The sequence below is a fragment of the Longimicrobium sp. genome (assembly GCF_035474595.1).
In the GTDB taxonomy this organism is placed as follows: Bacteria; Gemmatimonadota; Gemmatimonadetes; order Longimicrobiales; family Longimicrobiaceae; genus Longimicrobium.
In genome coordinates this window covers 85,340-101,439 of record NZ_DATIND010000127.1, presented here as the reverse complement: position 1 = coordinate 101,439, position 16,100 = coordinate 85,340, and the positions used below count along the sequence as shown (strand labels likewise).

Below are 16,100 nucleotides of genomic sequence, written 5' to 3'. Positions count from 1 at the left end.
TCCCCCCCCCCCCCCCCCCCCGTCGACCCGAAAGGAGCTGCGGCCGAATTCGCATCCGTGCTGGAGGATCTCTGGCGCGCGATGGACGAAGGCAGGCGATTCGGCCTCCGCCGGCTGCTCCGCTTCAACGGCCATTTCTTCCGTGACGCAAAGGCACTTCCGCTAACCGCGGATGACATTGCCGTATTGGCCGAAGCGGCCGCGGCGGACTGGCGCTATGTCGAACCCACCATTTTCGGCACGCTGCTCACGCGTGCGCTGGACGCGAAGGAGCGCCACCGGCTGGGCGCGGAGTACACGCCGCGCGAGTACGTGGAGCGAGTGGTGCGCCAGACCGTGGACGTGCCCCTGCGCGAGCGCTGGGCGCCCGTGCAGGCGCACGCGGCCGAGCTCGCCGCCTCGCGCAGGAAGAAGGACCGCGACGCCGCCCTGGGCGAGCTGCGCGGCTTTCACGCGTGGCTGCGCGGCCTGCGCTTCTTGGATCCCGCGTGCGGAAGCGGGAATTTCCTGTATGTATGCTTACATCTCGTCAAACGCCTCGAACTCGAGGTTCTCCGTGCGATCGAGGAGATCACTCGGCATCCGGAACTTGGGATCGAGGAAGTTGGCCCATGGCAGTTCCACGGCATCGAGGTCAAGCCGTGGGCGCGCGAGATCGCAGAACTTACACTATGGATAGGCTATCATCAGTTCTGGATGGAGCACCACAAGGGCGTCAACCCGCCCGAGCCGGTGCTCAAGGACACCGGCACGCTGGAGCTGCGCGATGCCGTGCTCGCCTGGGACGAGATCGTGGAGATCCCGGAGAGATCTCGGCTTGACCCAACCCCGCGCATCGTGCACCCCGTCACCGGCAAGCTGGTGCCAGATCCCGACGCGCGGTTGCCGTATTACGAGTATCGCGGCGCGCGACAGGCCCCATGGCCTCAAGGCGATTTTACTGTTGGCAATCCGCCCTATCTCGGCAACAAGCGCATGAGGGAGGCATTTGGAGACGGTTACGTTGATGCACTTCGTAGCGCGTACCCAGAGATTCCCGAAAGCGCCGACCTCGTGATGTACTGGTGGTACCGAGCTGCCGAAGATGTAGCCAATCGGCGTACGATCAGGGCCGGCCTGATTACGACCAACTCCATCACCCAGCCATTCAACCGCACGCTGATCAACATTGCAGCCACTCGCGGGGCCTCGGTCATCTGGACGGTAGCCGATCACCCGTGGGTGGATGAGGTGGGGAGCGCTGCGATACGGGTGGCAATGACGGTTCTGGGTCAACCTGGTCCGGCGACTCTGGTCCAAGTCAACGAAAGAGGTCAGGTGATCTCGGAGGTGCACGCAGAGAGGCTAAACGCGGATCTGACCGTGCATGCGGACATCGCGGCGGCCAGCCGTATTTCACTCGTCGGGAATGCTGGCATGTCGGCACGCGGCTTTACGCTTGTCGGATCAGGATTCTTGATTTCCGCTGAGAAAGCACAAGCCCTTGTCAAGATCGACGCGCGTAATGCTGAAGTCCTGAGGCCATACCGCAATGGAAAGGACTTGGCTGCGCGTCCGCGCAACGTCTGGGTGATCGACTTCGGGTTGCGAACGGAGGATGAAGCGCGTCGATATCCCGTTCTCTACGAAATCGTCCGTGATCGAGTCAAGCCGGAGCGGGAGGCGAACAAGCGTGAGAGCCGCCGTATGCAATGGTGGCGATTTGGAGAGCCAAACCCAAAGGTCCGGCAGTTGGTAGCGGATCTTGAAAGGTTCATCGTCACGCCGTATGTAGCCCGTCACCGATATTTTACGTTCGTCGATCCGGAGATTGCCCCTGACGAAAAGATCGTAGTGGTGGGAAGCAGTGACGCATATTTGCTGGGCGTCCTATCGTCTGCAATTCACGCGGGTTGGGCGCTCGCTTCGGGTACACGGCTTGGCATTGGAAACGACCCAACGTACAACAACCCGCGCTGCTTCGACCCATTCCCCTTTCCCGATCCGCCGCAGGAGCTGCGGGAGGAGATCGGGCGGGTGGCGGAGGCGCTGGACCGGCACCGCAAGGACGCCATCGCGCGGGACGAGCGGGTTACGATGACGGGGATGTACAACGTCGTCGAGAAGCTGCGCAGCGGCGAGAAGCTCACCGACAAGGAGCGCGCCGTCCACGAGATCGCCGCGTGCGGCGTGCTGCGCGACTATCACGACGAGCTGGACCGGCTGGTGGCGCGGGCGTACGGCTGGCCGTGGCCCATGGAGCGCGAAGAGGTGCTGGAGCGGCTGGTGGCGCTCCACGACGAGCGGGTGGAAGAGGAGAAGCGCGGCATCGTCCGCTGGCTGCGGCCGGAGTACCAGATCCCGCGCTTCGGCGGCGCCGCGCCCGCCGCGGAGCCCGCGCTGGAGCTGCCCGAGCCACCCGCCGCGGAGGCCACCCCGGCGGACGAGACGCGGCCCTGGCCGGCGGGCGCGGTCGAGCAGATCGGCGCGGTGAAGGCGCGGCTCACCGGCGCCGCGGCCACACCCGGGGAAGTGGCGGCCGCATTCACCGGCGCGCCCGTGGCGCTGGTGGCGCGCCACCTGGAAACGCTGTCGATGGTCGGCGAGGTGCGCCTGCTGGACGGCCATCGCTACGAAGCCGTCGCCGAGCCGCTGTGACGCGGGTGCGCGCGAACGCGGCGAGGCATCCGCCCGCACCGCCGCGTTCGTGACGCCGGATGGGACCGCATCCGATGGCGGGCTTGCGCGCACGACATCTCCGCCTCACCCTTGCAGTCGTTTCATCATCCCCCCGTTCTTCCGCCCATCTCCGGGCACCCGCGTCCATCCACTCGCGACGGCCGACCATGACCGAGACCATCCCCGCCCCCCACCCGGGGTCCCACGCACGCGCCGACGACCGGGTCCTGACGGGCACCGTGCAGTCCGGCGCCGGGGCCGGAGCGCGGGCGCTGGACGGCGCGCGGGTGACGCTGTACGAGGCGACGGCGCACGCACCGCGCGTGCTCGGGACCGCCACGACCGACGCGGCGGGCAGGTTCTCGCTCCAGCACACGCATTCCGAGGCCGGCAGCATCTTCTACGTCACCGCGAGCGCGGGCGATCGGGTGACGCTGGCGGCGATCATCGGGCCGGAGATGCGCTCCTTCGTCACCCTGAACGAGCTGACCACGGTGGCGGCCGCGTTCTCGACGGCGCAGTTCATCGAACTGAGCGAGATCGCGGGGAATGCGTTCGGGCTGCGCATCGCGGCGGGGATGAACGACAACCTGGTGTCCCCGCTCACCGGCGAGCCGTCGGAGGTGATGCTCGCGTCGCCCAACGCCGACGAGACGAACTCGCTGCGGTCCACGCGCGGGCTGGCCAACCTGCTCGCGGGGTGCGTGCGCGGCGAGCCCGGCGCGCTGGACCGCGTGCTCGCGCTCACCACGCCGCCGCACGGGCCCGCGCCGGACGACACCTTCCAGGCCATCGTGAACATCGCCCGGCACCCTGCGAACAACGTGGCCGGCATCTACACGCAGGCGCAGGCGGTGGAGATCTACACGCCGGCGCTCGAGAACCTGCCCGACGCCTGGACGCTGGTGGTGAAGGTGAACGACTCGGGCGACGTGAACCGCATGTTCGGCGGCCCCGCGAACATCGCCTTCGACCGGAACGGCTACGCGTGGGTGGCCAACAACGTGGTGCAGGGCACGCCCAACTCGGCGCAGTGGATCATGGTGCTGAAGCCCGACGGGAAGGCGGCCGACGGGCGGAACGGGACGCCCATGTCACCGGTGAGCGGGGGCGGCACCTTCGGCGTGGGCTTCGGCATCACCGTGGCGCCGGACGGGCACGTGTGGGCGGGCAACTTCGGCTGGGGCGATCCCGATACGTACTATCCGGTCGACGGCACCGTGTCGAAGTTCGACGCGCTGGGCCGGCCGGTCTCGCCGCCGCAGGGGTACGGCGGCGGCACCGACCGCGTGCAGGCGACGGTGGCGGACCGGGACGGCAACATCTGGCTGGCCAGCTTCGGCAACAACGCGCTGGTGGTGTTCCCCGGCGGCGATCCCACGGCCGCCGTCATCTACCCGGACGCCGGTGGCACGGCGGGGCCCATCGGCACCTTCGGCATCGCCATCGCGGACGACGGGAGCGCGTGGGTGGCGTACTCCGGCGGCCTGGGGTGGCCCCGGGAGAAGCAGAGCCCCAGCCACGTGTGCAGGTTCCGCCTGGTGGACGGCAAGCTGGAGCGCACGCTGGACCTGGAGCTGGGCGACGTGACGAAGGGCGTCGCGCTCGACTCGGCGCACAACGCCTGGGTGGCGTCGGGCGGCGACGACACGGTGTACATGATCTCCCCCGACGGCAGGACGGTCACCGGCTTCCAGGGCGGCGGCATCACGGGCCCGTGGAGCGTGGCGGTGGACGGCGACGACAACGTGTGGGTGGCCAACTTCGGCACCATGGGCCCCGCCCACGACTACACCGACGCCGCGCTCTCGAAGATCGCGGGGATCCACCCGCCGGCCGGCTACCGCACCGGCGACCCCATCTCCCCCGAACGCGGCTACACCCTGCCGTCCGCCGGAAGCCCGGTGCGGCTCCCGGACGGCGAGCTGCTGTACGGCCCCGGCAGCGAGCCGTGCTACAGCCCGCTGATGCGCCAGACCAGCTGCACCATCGACCAGGCCGGCAACGTGTGGGCGGTGAACAACTGGAAGCCCAACTTCGCCACCGACTTCCTGCCGGACACCGGCAACCCCGGCGGCGACGGGATCTGCATCTTCGTCGGCGTGGCCGGGCCGCCGAAGCCGAAGCACTGATCGCAGCTCGAGAAATCGATCGTGCATGCGGAACGTTCGCAGGGTCTCACGCGGAGGGAACGGAGAACTGCCGTCGCCCTCCGTTTCCTCCGTTGAGACCGAGTTCGGGATCGATTGTGCAATCCGGCAGCGCACGTGCGACCGTGCCTATAGATCCTTCGGCCTGCAACCGTTCGTGCGATGGCAACGACGGTGTGGCCGGCCTCAGGATGACGTCTATCTGTCCGTTTGTAACGCACAGGTGATTGCCAGATCCGCTATGATGCCCTGCAGTTCGCCGTTTTGGGAATGCGCCCGAATGAACCTCACGCGCCGTGGTGCAATTGATGATGAAGCTCGCAGCAGCAGTTCTCGCCGCCGCGGTGGTCGGCGGGCTCTCCGCCGCATCCGCGGCCGCACAGGAGGCGGTGTTGCCGCACGAGACGTTCACGATGCAGTCGGCGGCGCTGGGGGAAGTGCGCCGCATCAACGTCTGGACGCCGCCCGGGTACGGCACGGCGGGGGAGATGCGCCTCCCGGTGCTGTACATGCCGGACGGCGGCGTGGACGAGGATTTCCCGCACGTCGTCGCCACCGTCGACTCCGCCGTCCGCGCGGGAGAGATGCGGCCGGTGATCGTGGTGGGGATCGAGAACACCGAGCGGCGGCGCGACATGACCGGGCCGACGGAGGTCGCGCAGGATCGCACCATCGCGCCGCGCGTGGGCGGATCGGCCGCGTTCCGCCGCTTCATCGCCGACGAGCTGATGCCGGAGGTGCGCCGCCGCTACCCGGTAACGGACGAAACGGCGGTCATCGGCGAGTCGCTGGCCGGGCTCTTCATCGTCGAGACCTTCCTGGTGCAGCCGGAGCTGTTCGACACCTACATCGCCCTGAGCCCCAGCCTGTGGTGGAACGCCGAGGCGCTGGTGCGCACATCGCCCGAACGGCTGCGGTCGCACCGGAGGATGCACGCGGCGCTGTACTTCTCGTCCGCCGGCGACGACATCATCGCCCCCATCGCGGGGCTGGCGGCGGTGCTCCGCGCGAACGCGCCGGCCGGGCTGCGCTGGGAGTACCGCGCGCGCCCCGACCTCCACCACGCCACCATCTACCGCGGCGAGGCCCCGCGCGTGCTGCGCGAATGGCTCCCGCCGCGCGCAACGGCGGACGATCGCGGCCACACTCATCCATAGCAGTCCCACCCGGCGGACACGCTTGCGCAGCGAGCCGACCGACCTTCCCTTCAAGGTCGAAACGCAGCCGTGCAGTCATCTTCTTGACCCGTGCCCCGCATCGTCGCTCGCCTGCTGATCGCCATGCAAACGAACCGATTTCCGCCCGCGAGGTTCGCCGTTCTGCTGTGAGCGGCGGCTGGACGCGTATCGCGCCGGGACCGAGCATGCGATCTCATCGGAAGAGGTGTTCGCGAAGGCTCGCCTGCGCATCGAATGAGCGAGCTCCCCATCCGCCGGGCGGCTCGTACGGAATCCGCTAAAGACTTGATCCCATCTTTTCCTGATTGGATCGCGGGCACATCCGTTTGTCTGGCGCGCGGCGGGCGGGCGCGGCAACTTGCGTCGTGGACGCACGCCGTCCGCCCTTCATGCGCGCGGTTCATCAGGAGCTCGTCCCCAATCTCGCGGCATTCGCATCTTCTCCCCCTGATGGCCGCTGCGTACAGCCGGATTTCATCCTCCCCACCGGAAGAATCCCATGTACACATCCCGATCCATCCCGTGGCGCGCCGGCTTCGCGCTTTCCGGCCTGCTCATCCTGGCCGGCGGGCCGCGCCATCCGGGCGGCACCATGGCGCAGATGCTCGCCAGCCCCGAGTGGGTTCCCTCCCACTCCCTCCTGCTCGCCGCGTTCGCCGTTCTCCTGGGCGGGCTCCTGCTGTTCCGCCGGGAGCACGCCGCGCTTCCCGTCCGCACGCGGCGCTGGCTGCGGCTGGCCATCGTGGGCACGGCGCTGCAGACGGTGGAGATGGCGTTCCACCTGGCGTCGGTCACCGACCTCGCGAACCTGACGGCGGGGCGCGCCGCGCCGGTGCTGACGACGCACCTGGTGCTCGCGGTCCTGGTCTCGCCGATCTTCGCGGCGACGATCATCGGGCTCGTGGTGGCCGGCGCGCTGGACCGTGTGCTGGCCTCGCGGTGGATCGCGCCGATCGCCGTCGCCGGGGCGCTGGCGCACGGGCTGGCCGCGCCGCTCGTGGTGCTGGGCGCGCCGGGGAACTGGCGCTTCCTCTTCCCCGGAGTCGCGCTGTTCGCCGTGTGGCTGGTCCTCTGCGCGCTGTGGCCGATCCGCGCGCCCGTGGCAGCGGCGCCCGACGCGGCGCCGTCCCCGGTCCGCGAGCCAGCCGGGAGCGCCGCGGGCTGATCCCAGACGGGGACGAGCTCGTGCTTCCGCACCGCACCCGCCCGACGTCATCCTGAGTCGTCCCGTGATGCGCGCGTCCGTGGAGGATGAAAGGAAACCGGTCCTGAGCGCTGATGCCGCGGAGCGAGTGGATCAGCCTCGTGCGGTTTGCGAGGCTTCCCGTAGTTGTTGCTGCGACTTCAGTCGCCGGTGAGGGGGGCACGGAAGGGCGATTGAAATCGCGGCAACAACGGCCCGAAGTCCGCCTTCGCGGACTCCCTACCTTGCCATCTCCGCGCGTATCAAGCGGTCTACGACTTCGAACTCGCCTCCCCGCCTGAACCGGCGGATCAGCCTCGCGCGGTTTGCGAGGCTTCCCGTGGTTGTTGCTGCGGCTTCAGTCGCCGGTGACCGGGATGCACGGCACGAGAAGAGCCCCGGTCCGCAGGGCAGCGGACCGGGGCTCCTTCACATCGCCCTCGTCTTTGCGGCGAAGATGGAGCGGCGCGGCTCAGTTCCCCGAGACGGCGCGGTAGGCGTTGATCACCCCGTAGCCCTCTTCGGAGCTGCGCGACGGGTAGTACTGCGCCGTCTGCCACAGCCGCTGGCGCACCTGGTCGCGGGTCATGGCCGGGTTGCGGCTCCACACCAGCGCGGCGACGGAGGAAACCACCGCGGTGGCGTTGGAGCTGCCGCCCATGCTCACCACGTCGCCCGTGTACTGGCCGGTGCTGGGCACGTCGAGGTAAGCCGTGAGCTCCACATCGCTGCCGTGGTGGATGCCGCAGGGCACGCCGCCGCCGGGGTAGTTCACGCCGGTGACCGCCACCACCTCGGGCATGTCGGCGGGGAACACCACGTTGCTGTCCAGGATGCCGTCGTTGCACCCCGAGGTGCCGGCCGCGCCGAAGAAGAGCACCGGGTAGTTGTAGTGCCAGTACTCGATCTCGTCGGACACCTGCCACCACCAGTTCAGGCTCTCCCACGCCATGGCGATGACCTTCGAGCCGTTCTGCAGCGCGCCGCGCACACCGTACTTGGCGTCGCTGCTGGAGACGGCGGCCACCCCGTCGGCGTGGCGCACGGCCACCAGGCTGGAGCGGTAGGCGATGCCGCCCACGCTGGCCCCGTCGCGCGGCGCGGCGATGATGCCGGCCATGCGCGTGCCGTGTCCGCACGCGTCGTACGCCGAGGTGAAGGTGGGCGACACGTACATCAGGCGCAGGGTGCGCCCGCCGCTCTCGCCGGCGGTGAAGGTGCTCAGGAACTGCCCCTGCCCCGACGAGATGCCGGTGTCGATCAGCCCGATGGTGACCCCGGCGCCGCTGGACAGCGTCCAGGCCGAGGGGATGCCCATGGCGGTGAACTTCTGCGAGTAGATGTCGCCCGAGGCGGTGTACTGGCGGTCGCCCGTCCAGGCGTCGCCCCAGCTGCACCCGCCCACGCCCGCGTGGGTGTTCAGGTCGCCCGCGGCCACCACCGGCTCCACGTAGTCCACGAAGCCCAGCTTCCGCACGGCGCTGAGCGCCTCCAGGCTCTCCAGCCGCACCTTCAGCGTGGGAAGCAGGTCGTCGCGCTGCAGCAGCGTCACGCCCTTCTGCGCCAGCACGGCGTGGTCGGCCTGGCTCCAGGTCGGCCGGTCGACCAGCACCTTGCCGTGGTAGAAGCCGCGCGGCGCGCCCGGCGCCTTGAGCCCCACGGTGGCCACGCCGCCGCCCGCGGCCACGTCCTGCCAGAGCGCGCGGTCGGAGCGCTCCACGAAGGTGCCCGGGCGCTCCTGCGCGCGGGTGGGGATCTGGCCCGCGGCGCGCGCCGCGGCGGGTGCGGCGGCCGGCGCGAGCGGCGTGCGGGCGTCGTCGGAGCACGCCGCGAGCACGACGAGCGCGGCGGCGGCAAGCGAGGCGGTGAGACGGGCGTGGGCCATCGGGTTCCTCGGCTGGAACGTGGGGACAACAGAATCGCGGGCAGCGACGGTGCGCCCGCGACGGGTGGAGATCGGATGTGGCGTGTGCCTAAATATAAACTCGCGGGAAAGATCTGCGCAACTCGGGGCTAGACGAGGGAAGGCCGGAGGGAAAGTCAGGGTAAGACCAGGAAAGGCGAATGAATTCGCGGCAACAACGGCCCAAAGTCCGCCTTCGCGGACTCCTACCCCGCATCCCGGTGTGGCCCGAAAGATCGCGGCGCATCGCGCCCGGTGGCTGCCCGGCGGATCGTCCTGCCCGGATCAGGGGATGAAGAGCAGGGATGCGCAGGCGAGGATGAGCGACACCACCAGCAGCACCAAGTCGAGCTCGCTCTTCCGCGAGGGGACGGCGAACGAGGCCGCGTCGGGGCGGAAGGCATGGTTGGCCGCGGCGCCCCGCGGGTCGCCCATCGCGCGCAGGAACCCGTCGCAGAAGGCGCGGAACTCCTGCCGATGCTCCGGACTCCGCGCCTCCATGATGCGGATAGGCGCGCCATTCGCGCGGGTAATGGACAGCACGCGGAACAGGAGCGTCTTGTAGGACTCGACGCCGATCGTGTACGCGCGGACGTCGCTCCATCTCACGCGCTCGCGAAGCTCGCCGCCCGGCCCGAACACGCTCAGGCCTCCCTCGTCCAGCTCGTACCGGAGCCGCCGCGCGGCCCATTTCACCGTGCCCTGATGGATGAGCACCAGGGCCGCCACGAACCCCGCCGCCATTCCGCCGATGTTCACCGCGGCCGGAAGGCTCCTGAAGTGGAGCGCGGCGAATGCCGTGAGCACCAGCCCCGCGAGGCCACCGAAGAACACGAGGGCCGCGCGCAACGGGTCGGTGGAATAGTCCTGCAACGACGTGGTCGGCATGAACGAACCGCGGAAAAGATCGAACTCCGGTCCGCGCGGGGCGCGATCCACGCATGATAAGCCAGGCTCCTTTCAAGTCAATGCAGACGCTTCCCATCCACATGGACTTGATTCTTCATCTCCCGTCCGGCGCCGTCACGTTCAGCGGCGGGAGCGCCGTCGGCTCGTTCTCCAGGCTCCAGCCGCCGTCCGGCGCGCGGCGGAGGGTGCCGGTGAACTCGCCGATCTGGCGGCGGCGCCACCACATCCCCGTCTTCCGCTTCGTCTCCAGGTCCGTGAACCAGTAGCGGTACAGGACGGTGCGGACCATCGCGGGCGGGCGGCCGCCGAACGGGTCGCGGCGGAAGAGGCGGAGCACGCCCGGGCTTCCCTCGATCAATCGCTGCTGCGCGGCCACGACCCACGACGACTGCTGCCACGGGCCCAGCGACGCGAACCACAGGTTCCACTCGAACCGCGGTTGGTACGGCGCGTAGATCCCCGGCGCGGCGCGCGGGTCCTGCGGCTTGTAGCGGAACGGGTACGCCACCCACGTCCGGCCGTCGCGGCTCCCCTGGAACTCGATCTCGTACCGCGCCTCCGTCATCACCGCGAACAGGCCGTAGGAGTTGGCGATGCGGAACGGCGCCAGCAGCCGCACCGGCGCGCCCGGCATCCCCCATCCCCCGAAGAACGGCAGCAGGAAGCCGGCGACGGTGACGTACACCGCGACGCCCAGCGCCACCGCCTCCGCGCGCCGCCAGACGGGGCGCGGGCGCGGCGGACCGGACGCCGACACGGGGACCGAGAGGCGCGCCCGCGCGAGCACCGCATCGTCCAGCAGGAGAATTCCGAGGAGAAGGACGAGATAGTTGAGGAACGCGTAGTTCGCGGTCGCGATGATGCCGATCTGCAGCGCGGTGACCACGGCGAAGCAGGCGATGCGGAAGCGGCGCGGCGCGAACACGGCCCAGACCAGCACGAGCTCGACGACCAGCGTGAGGATGACCGTCCCCGCGTGATACCAGTGCGGGAAGTGCTGCACGTACCAGCCGGGCCACGTCGGCAGCGGACCGTTCTGGTAGTACTCGTCCATCGCGGTAAGGTCGCGCCAGTGCGGGTCGCCGCTGGCCAGCTTCACGATCCCCGACTCGAAGTAGATGCGGAACCACTCCCACCGCAGCATGAACAGGCTGAGCCGCGACGGCGGATCGGCTGCGCCCAGCCCCGGCCGCACGCCGCGCGGGGCGAAGAAGAAGGAGATGAACCCCGCCTCCAGCAGCATCCCGTCCGACTGGTACGACGAGAAGTCCTGCAGCGCCGCCACGCACGACAGGAACAGCACCGTGCAGACGGCCACCATCCCCCGCGGGCACACGTTGGCGGCGAGCAGGAGCGAGGCGACGATGCCACCCGCGACGAGCACGGTCAGCGCCGCGCTCCCCGAGCCCAGCCAGAGCAGCGTGGGCGCGTACCAGAAGCGCTCGGCGGGACCGAGCACCTGGGCGACCTGGTGGAGATAGTCGCCCGCCGGGAGGATGCCGCGCGGGCCGATCAGCCCGTGAATCTGGAAGGCGAGGGAGAAGAACGCGGAGAAGAAGATCGCCCCCAGCCCGCGGAGGAAGATCCACCGCGGCCAGAGGTATCCGGGCACGGGGCCGGCCGGGTCGGGAACGAGGGCGCCGAATCGCATCGCGCCGCCCGACGCGCAAGCGCCGTGCACGCCACGGGGCATGCACGGCGCGGGTGCCGCGTCGGTCGCGTCCGCTGTGGGGCTACTCGCCGCCGCCCGGGGACGCGGTGTGGTCGTCGGGGAGGCCGATGTGCTGCTCGGCCTCGAAGTTGGCGTCGTCGCCGGCGCGCTCGGAGTCGGAGCTGCCGCCCATCGCGCTCTCCATCTCGATGGGGTGCTCGCGGTTCTCGGCGCGGCGCAGCTCGTCGGCGTGCCGGGCTTCCGCGCTCTCGGGCGCGGGCGCGATCCCCTGCCGCATCGAGTCGAGTCGTTCGTCCGGCATGGCGTGCTCCTGGGTTCGCGGGAGAGGGTGCATCGTCCGTCGGTGAGGGGGGTGCACGGGACATGCCGGGTCGAGATGATTGATCTGAATCCACCTGACGCCCGGACGCTGAAGACGTCATCCTGAGTCGGACACCGCGCTGCGCGCGACCACAGGGGATGAAAGTCGGACGCCTAGAATAACACAATCTGGACTGACTTTCTATTCAGGCCGACCACGATGCACCTGCGTCCACGCCGATGGTTGCAGGCCGAAGGATCTATCGCCAGTTGAGCACGTGACTTCCGGAGGTGCGCCGAGCATTCGTCCGCGCCGTCCACCGAAGTCTCGGCGCGCTGATTCGAGTGACGTGCTGGACAGGCTATGGATCCTTCGGCCTGCATGTGATCGTGCGGCCGCGGGGGCAGCGTGGCCGGCCTCAGGATGACGTCTCCTGGGGGGCGGGGGGAATCGGTGGAGACACATCACCATCGACGAAAAGAATCGCCCGGACGGAGGGAGGTTAGCTTCCTGCGGTTGAGTTCACCGCGCCTCCGCCCGCCCGGGCGATCGATCTATCCATCTCGGCGCTCCCCAACCGCGGGGAGCGCCGTTCATGCGGAGGTCAGCCGCCGACGCGGTTCAGGCGCACGTCGTTGGCGAGGATCTGGTAGGCCCAGTCGAAAATCATCAGGTCGTGCCCGGAGCCGTCGTTCCCCAGGATCGAGGCGCGGACCACTCCGTAGTGCGGCTGCCCGTCGCTCCCCGTCACCCGCAGGATGTAGCTGAACTCCGGGTTCACGGTGATCGGCGTGGCCTGGTACCCCGCCGCCGGGGCGCGCGTGGCCGCGCGGCACCCCGCGTCGGCGCCGGGGCCGCAGGCCAGCGCGGTGGTGCGGCCGCTGTACTCCACCACCGACGAGCCGTTCAGCGGCACGATCCGCCACCCCGCGGCGGTGTGCTCCAGCCGCCACTGCGCCGTGGCCGAGCTGCCGTCCACGATGGGGTTGGCCGTCTCGGTGGTCTGGAAGCGGAAGCCGCTCTGCGTGGGCTGCGTCTGGAAGGAGTAGACCAGCTCGCCCGACACGTCCGGCCGCGGCACCACCGTGATCTCGGCCGAGAGCGCGCTCACGTGCTCGGCCGTGTCCACCGCGGCGATGCGGTAGCCGTAGACGTGCCCGTTCACCGCCCGCGTGTCCACCAGCCCGGTGCCGTCCGTTTCGCCCAGCCCGTACAGCGAGCTGACGCCGTCGACGTGGGTGAGGTAGACCACGTACTTCCACAGGTTCTGCCCGTTGGCGGTGTCGTGCCAGCGGATGAACGCGGCGTTGTCGAGCGCCACCGCGCTGTCCACCACCGGCGCCGCGGGCGTGCTGGCGGCGGGAACGCGCGCCGTCTCGCGCGTGTCGGTGGTCGTCTCCTCGTCGGTGCTTTCGTTGGCCGTGGCCACGTAGTACTCGTAGGTCACGCCCGCGGTCACGTTGCGGTCGCGGTACACGCACCCGGAGCTGGTGCACGAGGTCACGGTGGCGATCAGGAAGAAGCTGGAGCCGCTCGAGCGCCGCGCGTAGACGCGGAACGGCTCGTCGTTCCAGCTGGCCGGCGGGTTCCAGGTCACGTCGACCACGGGGTAGCCCACCGATTGGCCGGCGTTGGTGAAGCCCTCCAGCACCCAGTGGGGCTGCACGGCCAGGTCGGTGGGCGCGCCGGGGCGGGCTCCTCCGCCGATGATGATGTGGTTGTCGTCGCACGCGGCCAGGAGCGCCACCGCGGCCAGGGCGGGGATGATACGGTTGCGAAGCATGGGGTCCGTCAGCGGTGTGGGGTGCGGAAGTCCGCGGTCTGCCGCCGTATGCATCAGGCAACGCCCGTTCCCGCCCTTCCGCGCCGCCGCGCCCCATCCCAAGCTATTTTACCGCAATGAGTTGTAGATGGAGATGGGAGATGATGAAAACCGGCGCTCGTCCCCGCCGTGGGAGGAACGGTGTCCTTCGCGAATGACACCGCGGAAAAAGATGGCATCCCGCGAAGAAGCAGAGCCGCGGAGGAGCTCTCTCTCCGCTGCCCTGCTTCTCCGCGTGCAACCCTTCCGTCCGGATCAGCCGAAGCCGGGCGGGCGGCGGCGATGGAAGTCGGTGTGCTGCTGCACCTGGTGCGCGAGGGCGACCAGCACCTGCTCGTCCCACGCGCGGCCGGTGAGGGAGAGCGACGTGGGCAGGTTGTCGCGCCCGAAGCCGTTGGGAAGCGCGATCCCCGGCAGCCCCAGCAGGTTGGCGGCGCCGCTGACCGGCTCGCCGCCGCCGGGCGCGTCGTGGTACGCCTCGCCGAACTTGGGGCCGACGGGATAGGCCACGGTGGGCCGCGTGGGGTGCGCCAGCGCGTCGAATCCCCCGTCCGCGAAGAAGCGGTCCATCGCCACCGCGGCGGGGGTGCGGATGCGCAGCGCGCGCAGGTAGTCCTTCGCCAGCACCACCTGGCCGGGGTAGCCGCCGATGCGGTCCTCGGGCGCGGTGAGCTGGTGCACGCGCCCGCTCTCCACCAGCTCCTCGAAGATGCTGGCCGCCTCGGCGTCGATGATCACCCCCGCCGCCGCGCCGTACGGGAACTTCGGCAGGGTGACGTCGCGCACGATCTCCGCGAAGCCCTGCATCACCTCCACCGACTGCTCGAAGCTGCGCCGCACCTCGGGCTGCGAGCCCTCCGCCAGCCCCTTCAGCACGCCGATCCGCGGCTTGCGCCCGCGCGGCAGCGCGAGCGACGCGCGGTACGGCCGGTCCACCGAGTTGGCGTCCGCGGGATCGTGCCCGGCGATGGCCTGCAGGATGAGGCCGGCGTCCTCGGCGGTGCGGCAGAGCGGGCCGATCTTGTCCATCGTCCAGCTGAGCGCCATCGCCCCCGCGCGGCTCACGCGGCCGTAGGTCGGCCGCAGCCCGGTTACGCCGGAGAAGGCGGCGGGGGTGATGATCGACCCCCACGTCTCCGAGCCGATGGCGAACGGCACCAGCCCCGCCGCCACCGCCGCGCCGGGGCCGCTGGACGAGCCGCCGCTCCAGAACTCGGGGTTCCACGGCGTCCGCCCGGGCCCGGTGAAGCTGGCGTTCGCCTGCTCGTACCCCATCCCCCCCGCCAGCTCGACCGACGCCAGCTTGGCGACCAGCACCGCGCCCGCCGCCTTCAGCCGGGCGACGACGGCTGCGTCCGGGAAGCGCTGCTCGCGGTACGGCTGCGCGCCCCAGGTGGTCGGGTAGCCCTCCGCCGCGATCAGGTCCTTGGCGCCCCAGGGAACGCCGTGCAGCGGCCCGCGGTACCGCCCCGCCGCGATCTCGCGCCGGGCCGCGCGCGCCTCGTCCAGCGCGCGCTCGCGGGTGACGGTGACCACGGCGTTCAGCCGCGGCCCGAGCGTCTCCAGCCGCTGGAGATAGGCCTCCGCCAGCTCCACCGGGTCCAGCCGCCGCGTCCGGATCCCCTCCGCCAGCTGCGAGACGGGGAGAAACAGCGTGTCGGCGGGGATCATCGCTCACCCCCGCGGTAGGCGCGGAAGACGAACGCCGGCTCCGTCTGGATGGGGAGGGCGAAGTCGTGCAGCGCCTTCGCCGCGCGCAGGTTCCCCTCGATCCCCTTCCGCACCTCCTCCCACTCCGCCTCGGACAGCCGCGTCCCGTACTTCGCCTTCAGCGCCTCGGCCAGGTGGATGGAGACCGGGTCCGGCGGCCGCCCCCCACCCGGCTGCGGCACGGCCGAAGGCGCCACCGGCTGCGCGGGCGCAGCGACCGGGCTCGCGGACGAGGGCGATGGAGATGGCTGCGGCGCCGACGCGCACGCGGCCAGCGGCGCCAGCACCGGCGCCGCCGCGGCGGCGAGCGCCGTCTTCGCGAAGTCGCGGCGGCTGGTGGAGGCGTTCAGGGGATTGGGCTTCTCGGGCATGCGGGCAGGCTCCTCCCAGCGCGATCGGCGGATTGTATTCGGGATGGGGATGAAGCTGCGGAGCGGCGGAAGGCGCCGCAAGCGCGTCCCGAAACCCTTCCCCCGCGGCTGGGGCCGCGTACCCCCTTCCGATAACGGGAGGGGGTAACTTCGATCGTGGCGCGCAAATGGTGGCGCACGCGTCGGACTTCTGCGTGACGCGGGGCCAAACCAAGCATCGGAGCGGCTCTGGAAACTTGGTAG

Annotated in this window: 11 protein-coding genes; 4 read left to right on the top strand and 7 right to left on the bottom strand. The window is 70.1% G+C overall.

Annotated features, from left to right (window positions below; all coding sequences use genetic code 11):
- Positions 1-57: 57 nt before the first annotated feature.
- The 4 genes from VLK66_RS22855 (at position 58) to VLK66_RS22840 (ending at position 7,151) form a co-directional block, all read left to right on the top strand.
- Positions 58-2,637, top strand: coding sequence for a class I SAM-dependent DNA methyltransferase (locus VLK66_RS22855; RefSeq protein WP_325311805.1), 2,580 nt, complete (start codon positions 58-60; stop codon positions 2,635-2,637).
- A 188-nt stretch (positions 2,638-2,825) separates the two neighbouring features.
- Positions 2,826-4,790 carry a hypothetical protein gene (locus VLK66_RS22850; protein ID WP_325311804.1) on the top strand — a complete coding sequence of 655 codons (1,965 nt, stop codon included), beginning with the start codon at positions 2,826-2,828 and terminating at the stop codon, positions 4,788-4,790.
- Positions 4,791-5,116: 326 nt separating this feature from the next.
- A complete protein-coding gene (locus tag VLK66_RS22845; protein WP_325311803.1) occupies positions 5,117-5,965 on the top strand; it encodes an alpha/beta hydrolase in 849 nt (282 codons plus the stop codon).
- A gap of 520 nt (positions 5,966-6,485) precedes the next feature.
- Positions 6,486-7,151: a hypothetical protein gene (locus VLK66_RS22840; RefSeq protein WP_325311802.1), complete on the top strand. Its 666-nt coding sequence runs from the start codon at positions 6,486-6,488 to the stop codon at positions 7,149-7,151.
- Between the two features lie 490 nt (positions 7,152-7,641).
- Here VLK66_RS22840 and VLK66_RS22835 read toward each other — a convergent pair whose 3' ends face one another.
- The 7 genes from VLK66_RS22835 to VLK66_RS22805 form a co-directional block, all read right to left on the bottom strand.
- Positions 7,642-9,054 carry a S8/S53 family peptidase gene (locus tag VLK66_RS22835; RefSeq protein WP_325311801.1) on the bottom strand — a complete coding sequence of 471 codons (1,413 nt, stop codon included), beginning with the start codon at positions 9,052-9,054 and terminating at the stop codon, positions 7,642-7,644.
- A 303-nt stretch (positions 9,055-9,357) separates the two neighbouring features.
- Positions 9,358-9,960, bottom strand: coding sequence for a hypothetical protein (locus VLK66_RS22830; protein WP_325311800.1), 603 nt, complete (start codon positions 9,958-9,960; stop codon positions 9,358-9,360).
- Between the two features lie 115 nt (positions 9,961-10,075).
- Entirely contained in the window at positions 10,076-11,632 is a 1,557-nt protein-coding gene (locus VLK66_RS22825) for a lipase maturation factor family protein (RefSeq protein ID WP_325311799.1), read from the bottom strand.
- Positions 11,633-11,714: 82 nt separating this feature from the next.
- On the bottom strand, positions 11,715-11,954 hold the full coding sequence (locus VLK66_RS22820) for a hypothetical protein (RefSeq protein WP_325311798.1): 240 nt from the start codon (positions 11,952-11,954) through the stop codon (positions 11,715-11,717).
- Positions 11,955-12,558: 604 nt separating this feature from the next.
- Positions 12,559-13,737 (bottom strand): hypothetical protein, encoded by a 1,179-nt coding sequence (locus tag VLK66_RS22815; RefSeq protein WP_325311797.1) that lies wholly within the window; start codon positions 13,735-13,737, stop codon positions 12,559-12,561.
- A 294-nt stretch (positions 13,738-14,031) separates the two neighbouring features.
- The gene (locus VLK66_RS22810) at positions 14,032-15,447 is read right to left on the bottom strand and encodes an amidase (RefSeq protein ID WP_325311796.1); all 1,416 of its coding nucleotides are present in this window, start codon (positions 15,445-15,447) and stop codon (positions 14,032-14,034) included.
- Positions 15,444-15,857, bottom strand: coding sequence for a hypothetical protein (locus VLK66_RS22805; RefSeq protein WP_325311795.1), 414 nt, complete (start codon positions 15,855-15,857; stop codon positions 15,444-15,446). The genes VLK66_RS22810 and VLK66_RS22805 overlap by 4 nt, the downstream gene beginning before the upstream one ends.
- Positions 15,858-16,100 lie beyond the last annotated feature (243 nt).

Bases quoted from the DNA above. Each gene is read 5' to 3' on its own strand.
- VLK66_RS22850 (WP_325311804.1), top strand. From the start codon at position 2,826: ATGACCGAGACCATCCCCGCCCCCCACCCGGGGTCCCACGCACGCGCC.
- VLK66_RS22845 (WP_325311803.1), top strand. From the start codon at position 5,117: ATGATGAAGCTCGCAGCAGCAGTTCTCGCCGCCGCGGTGGTCGGCGGG.
- VLK66_RS22840 (WP_325311802.1), top strand. From the start codon at position 6,486: ATGTACACATCCCGATCCATCCCGTGGCGCGCCGGCTTCGCGCTTTCC.
- VLK66_RS22835 (WP_325311801.1), bottom strand. From the start codon at position 9,054: ATGGCCCACGCCCGTCTCACCGCCTCGCTTGCCGCCGCCGCGCTCGTC.
- VLK66_RS22830 (WP_325311800.1), bottom strand. From the start codon at position 9,960: ATGCCGACCACGTCGTTGCAGGACTATTCCACCGACCCGTTGCGCGCG.
- VLK66_RS22825 (WP_325311799.1), bottom strand. From the start codon at position 11,632: ATGCGATTCGGCGCCCTCGTTCCCGACCCGGCCGGCCCCGTGCCCGGA.
- VLK66_RS22820 (WP_325311798.1), bottom strand. From the start codon at position 11,954: ATGCCGGACGAACGACTCGACTCGATGCGGCAGGGGATCGCGCCCGCG.
- VLK66_RS22815 (WP_325311797.1), bottom strand. From the start codon at position 13,737: ATGCTTCGCAACCGTATCATCCCCGCCCTGGCCGCGGTGGCGCTCCTG.
- VLK66_RS22810 (WP_325311796.1), bottom strand. From the start codon at position 15,447: ATGATCCCCGCCGACACGCTGTTTCTCCCCGTCTCGCAGCTGGCGGAG.
- VLK66_RS22805 (WP_325311795.1), bottom strand. From the start codon at position 15,857: ATGCCCGAGAAGCCCAATCCCCTGAACGCCTCCACCAGCCGCCGCGAC.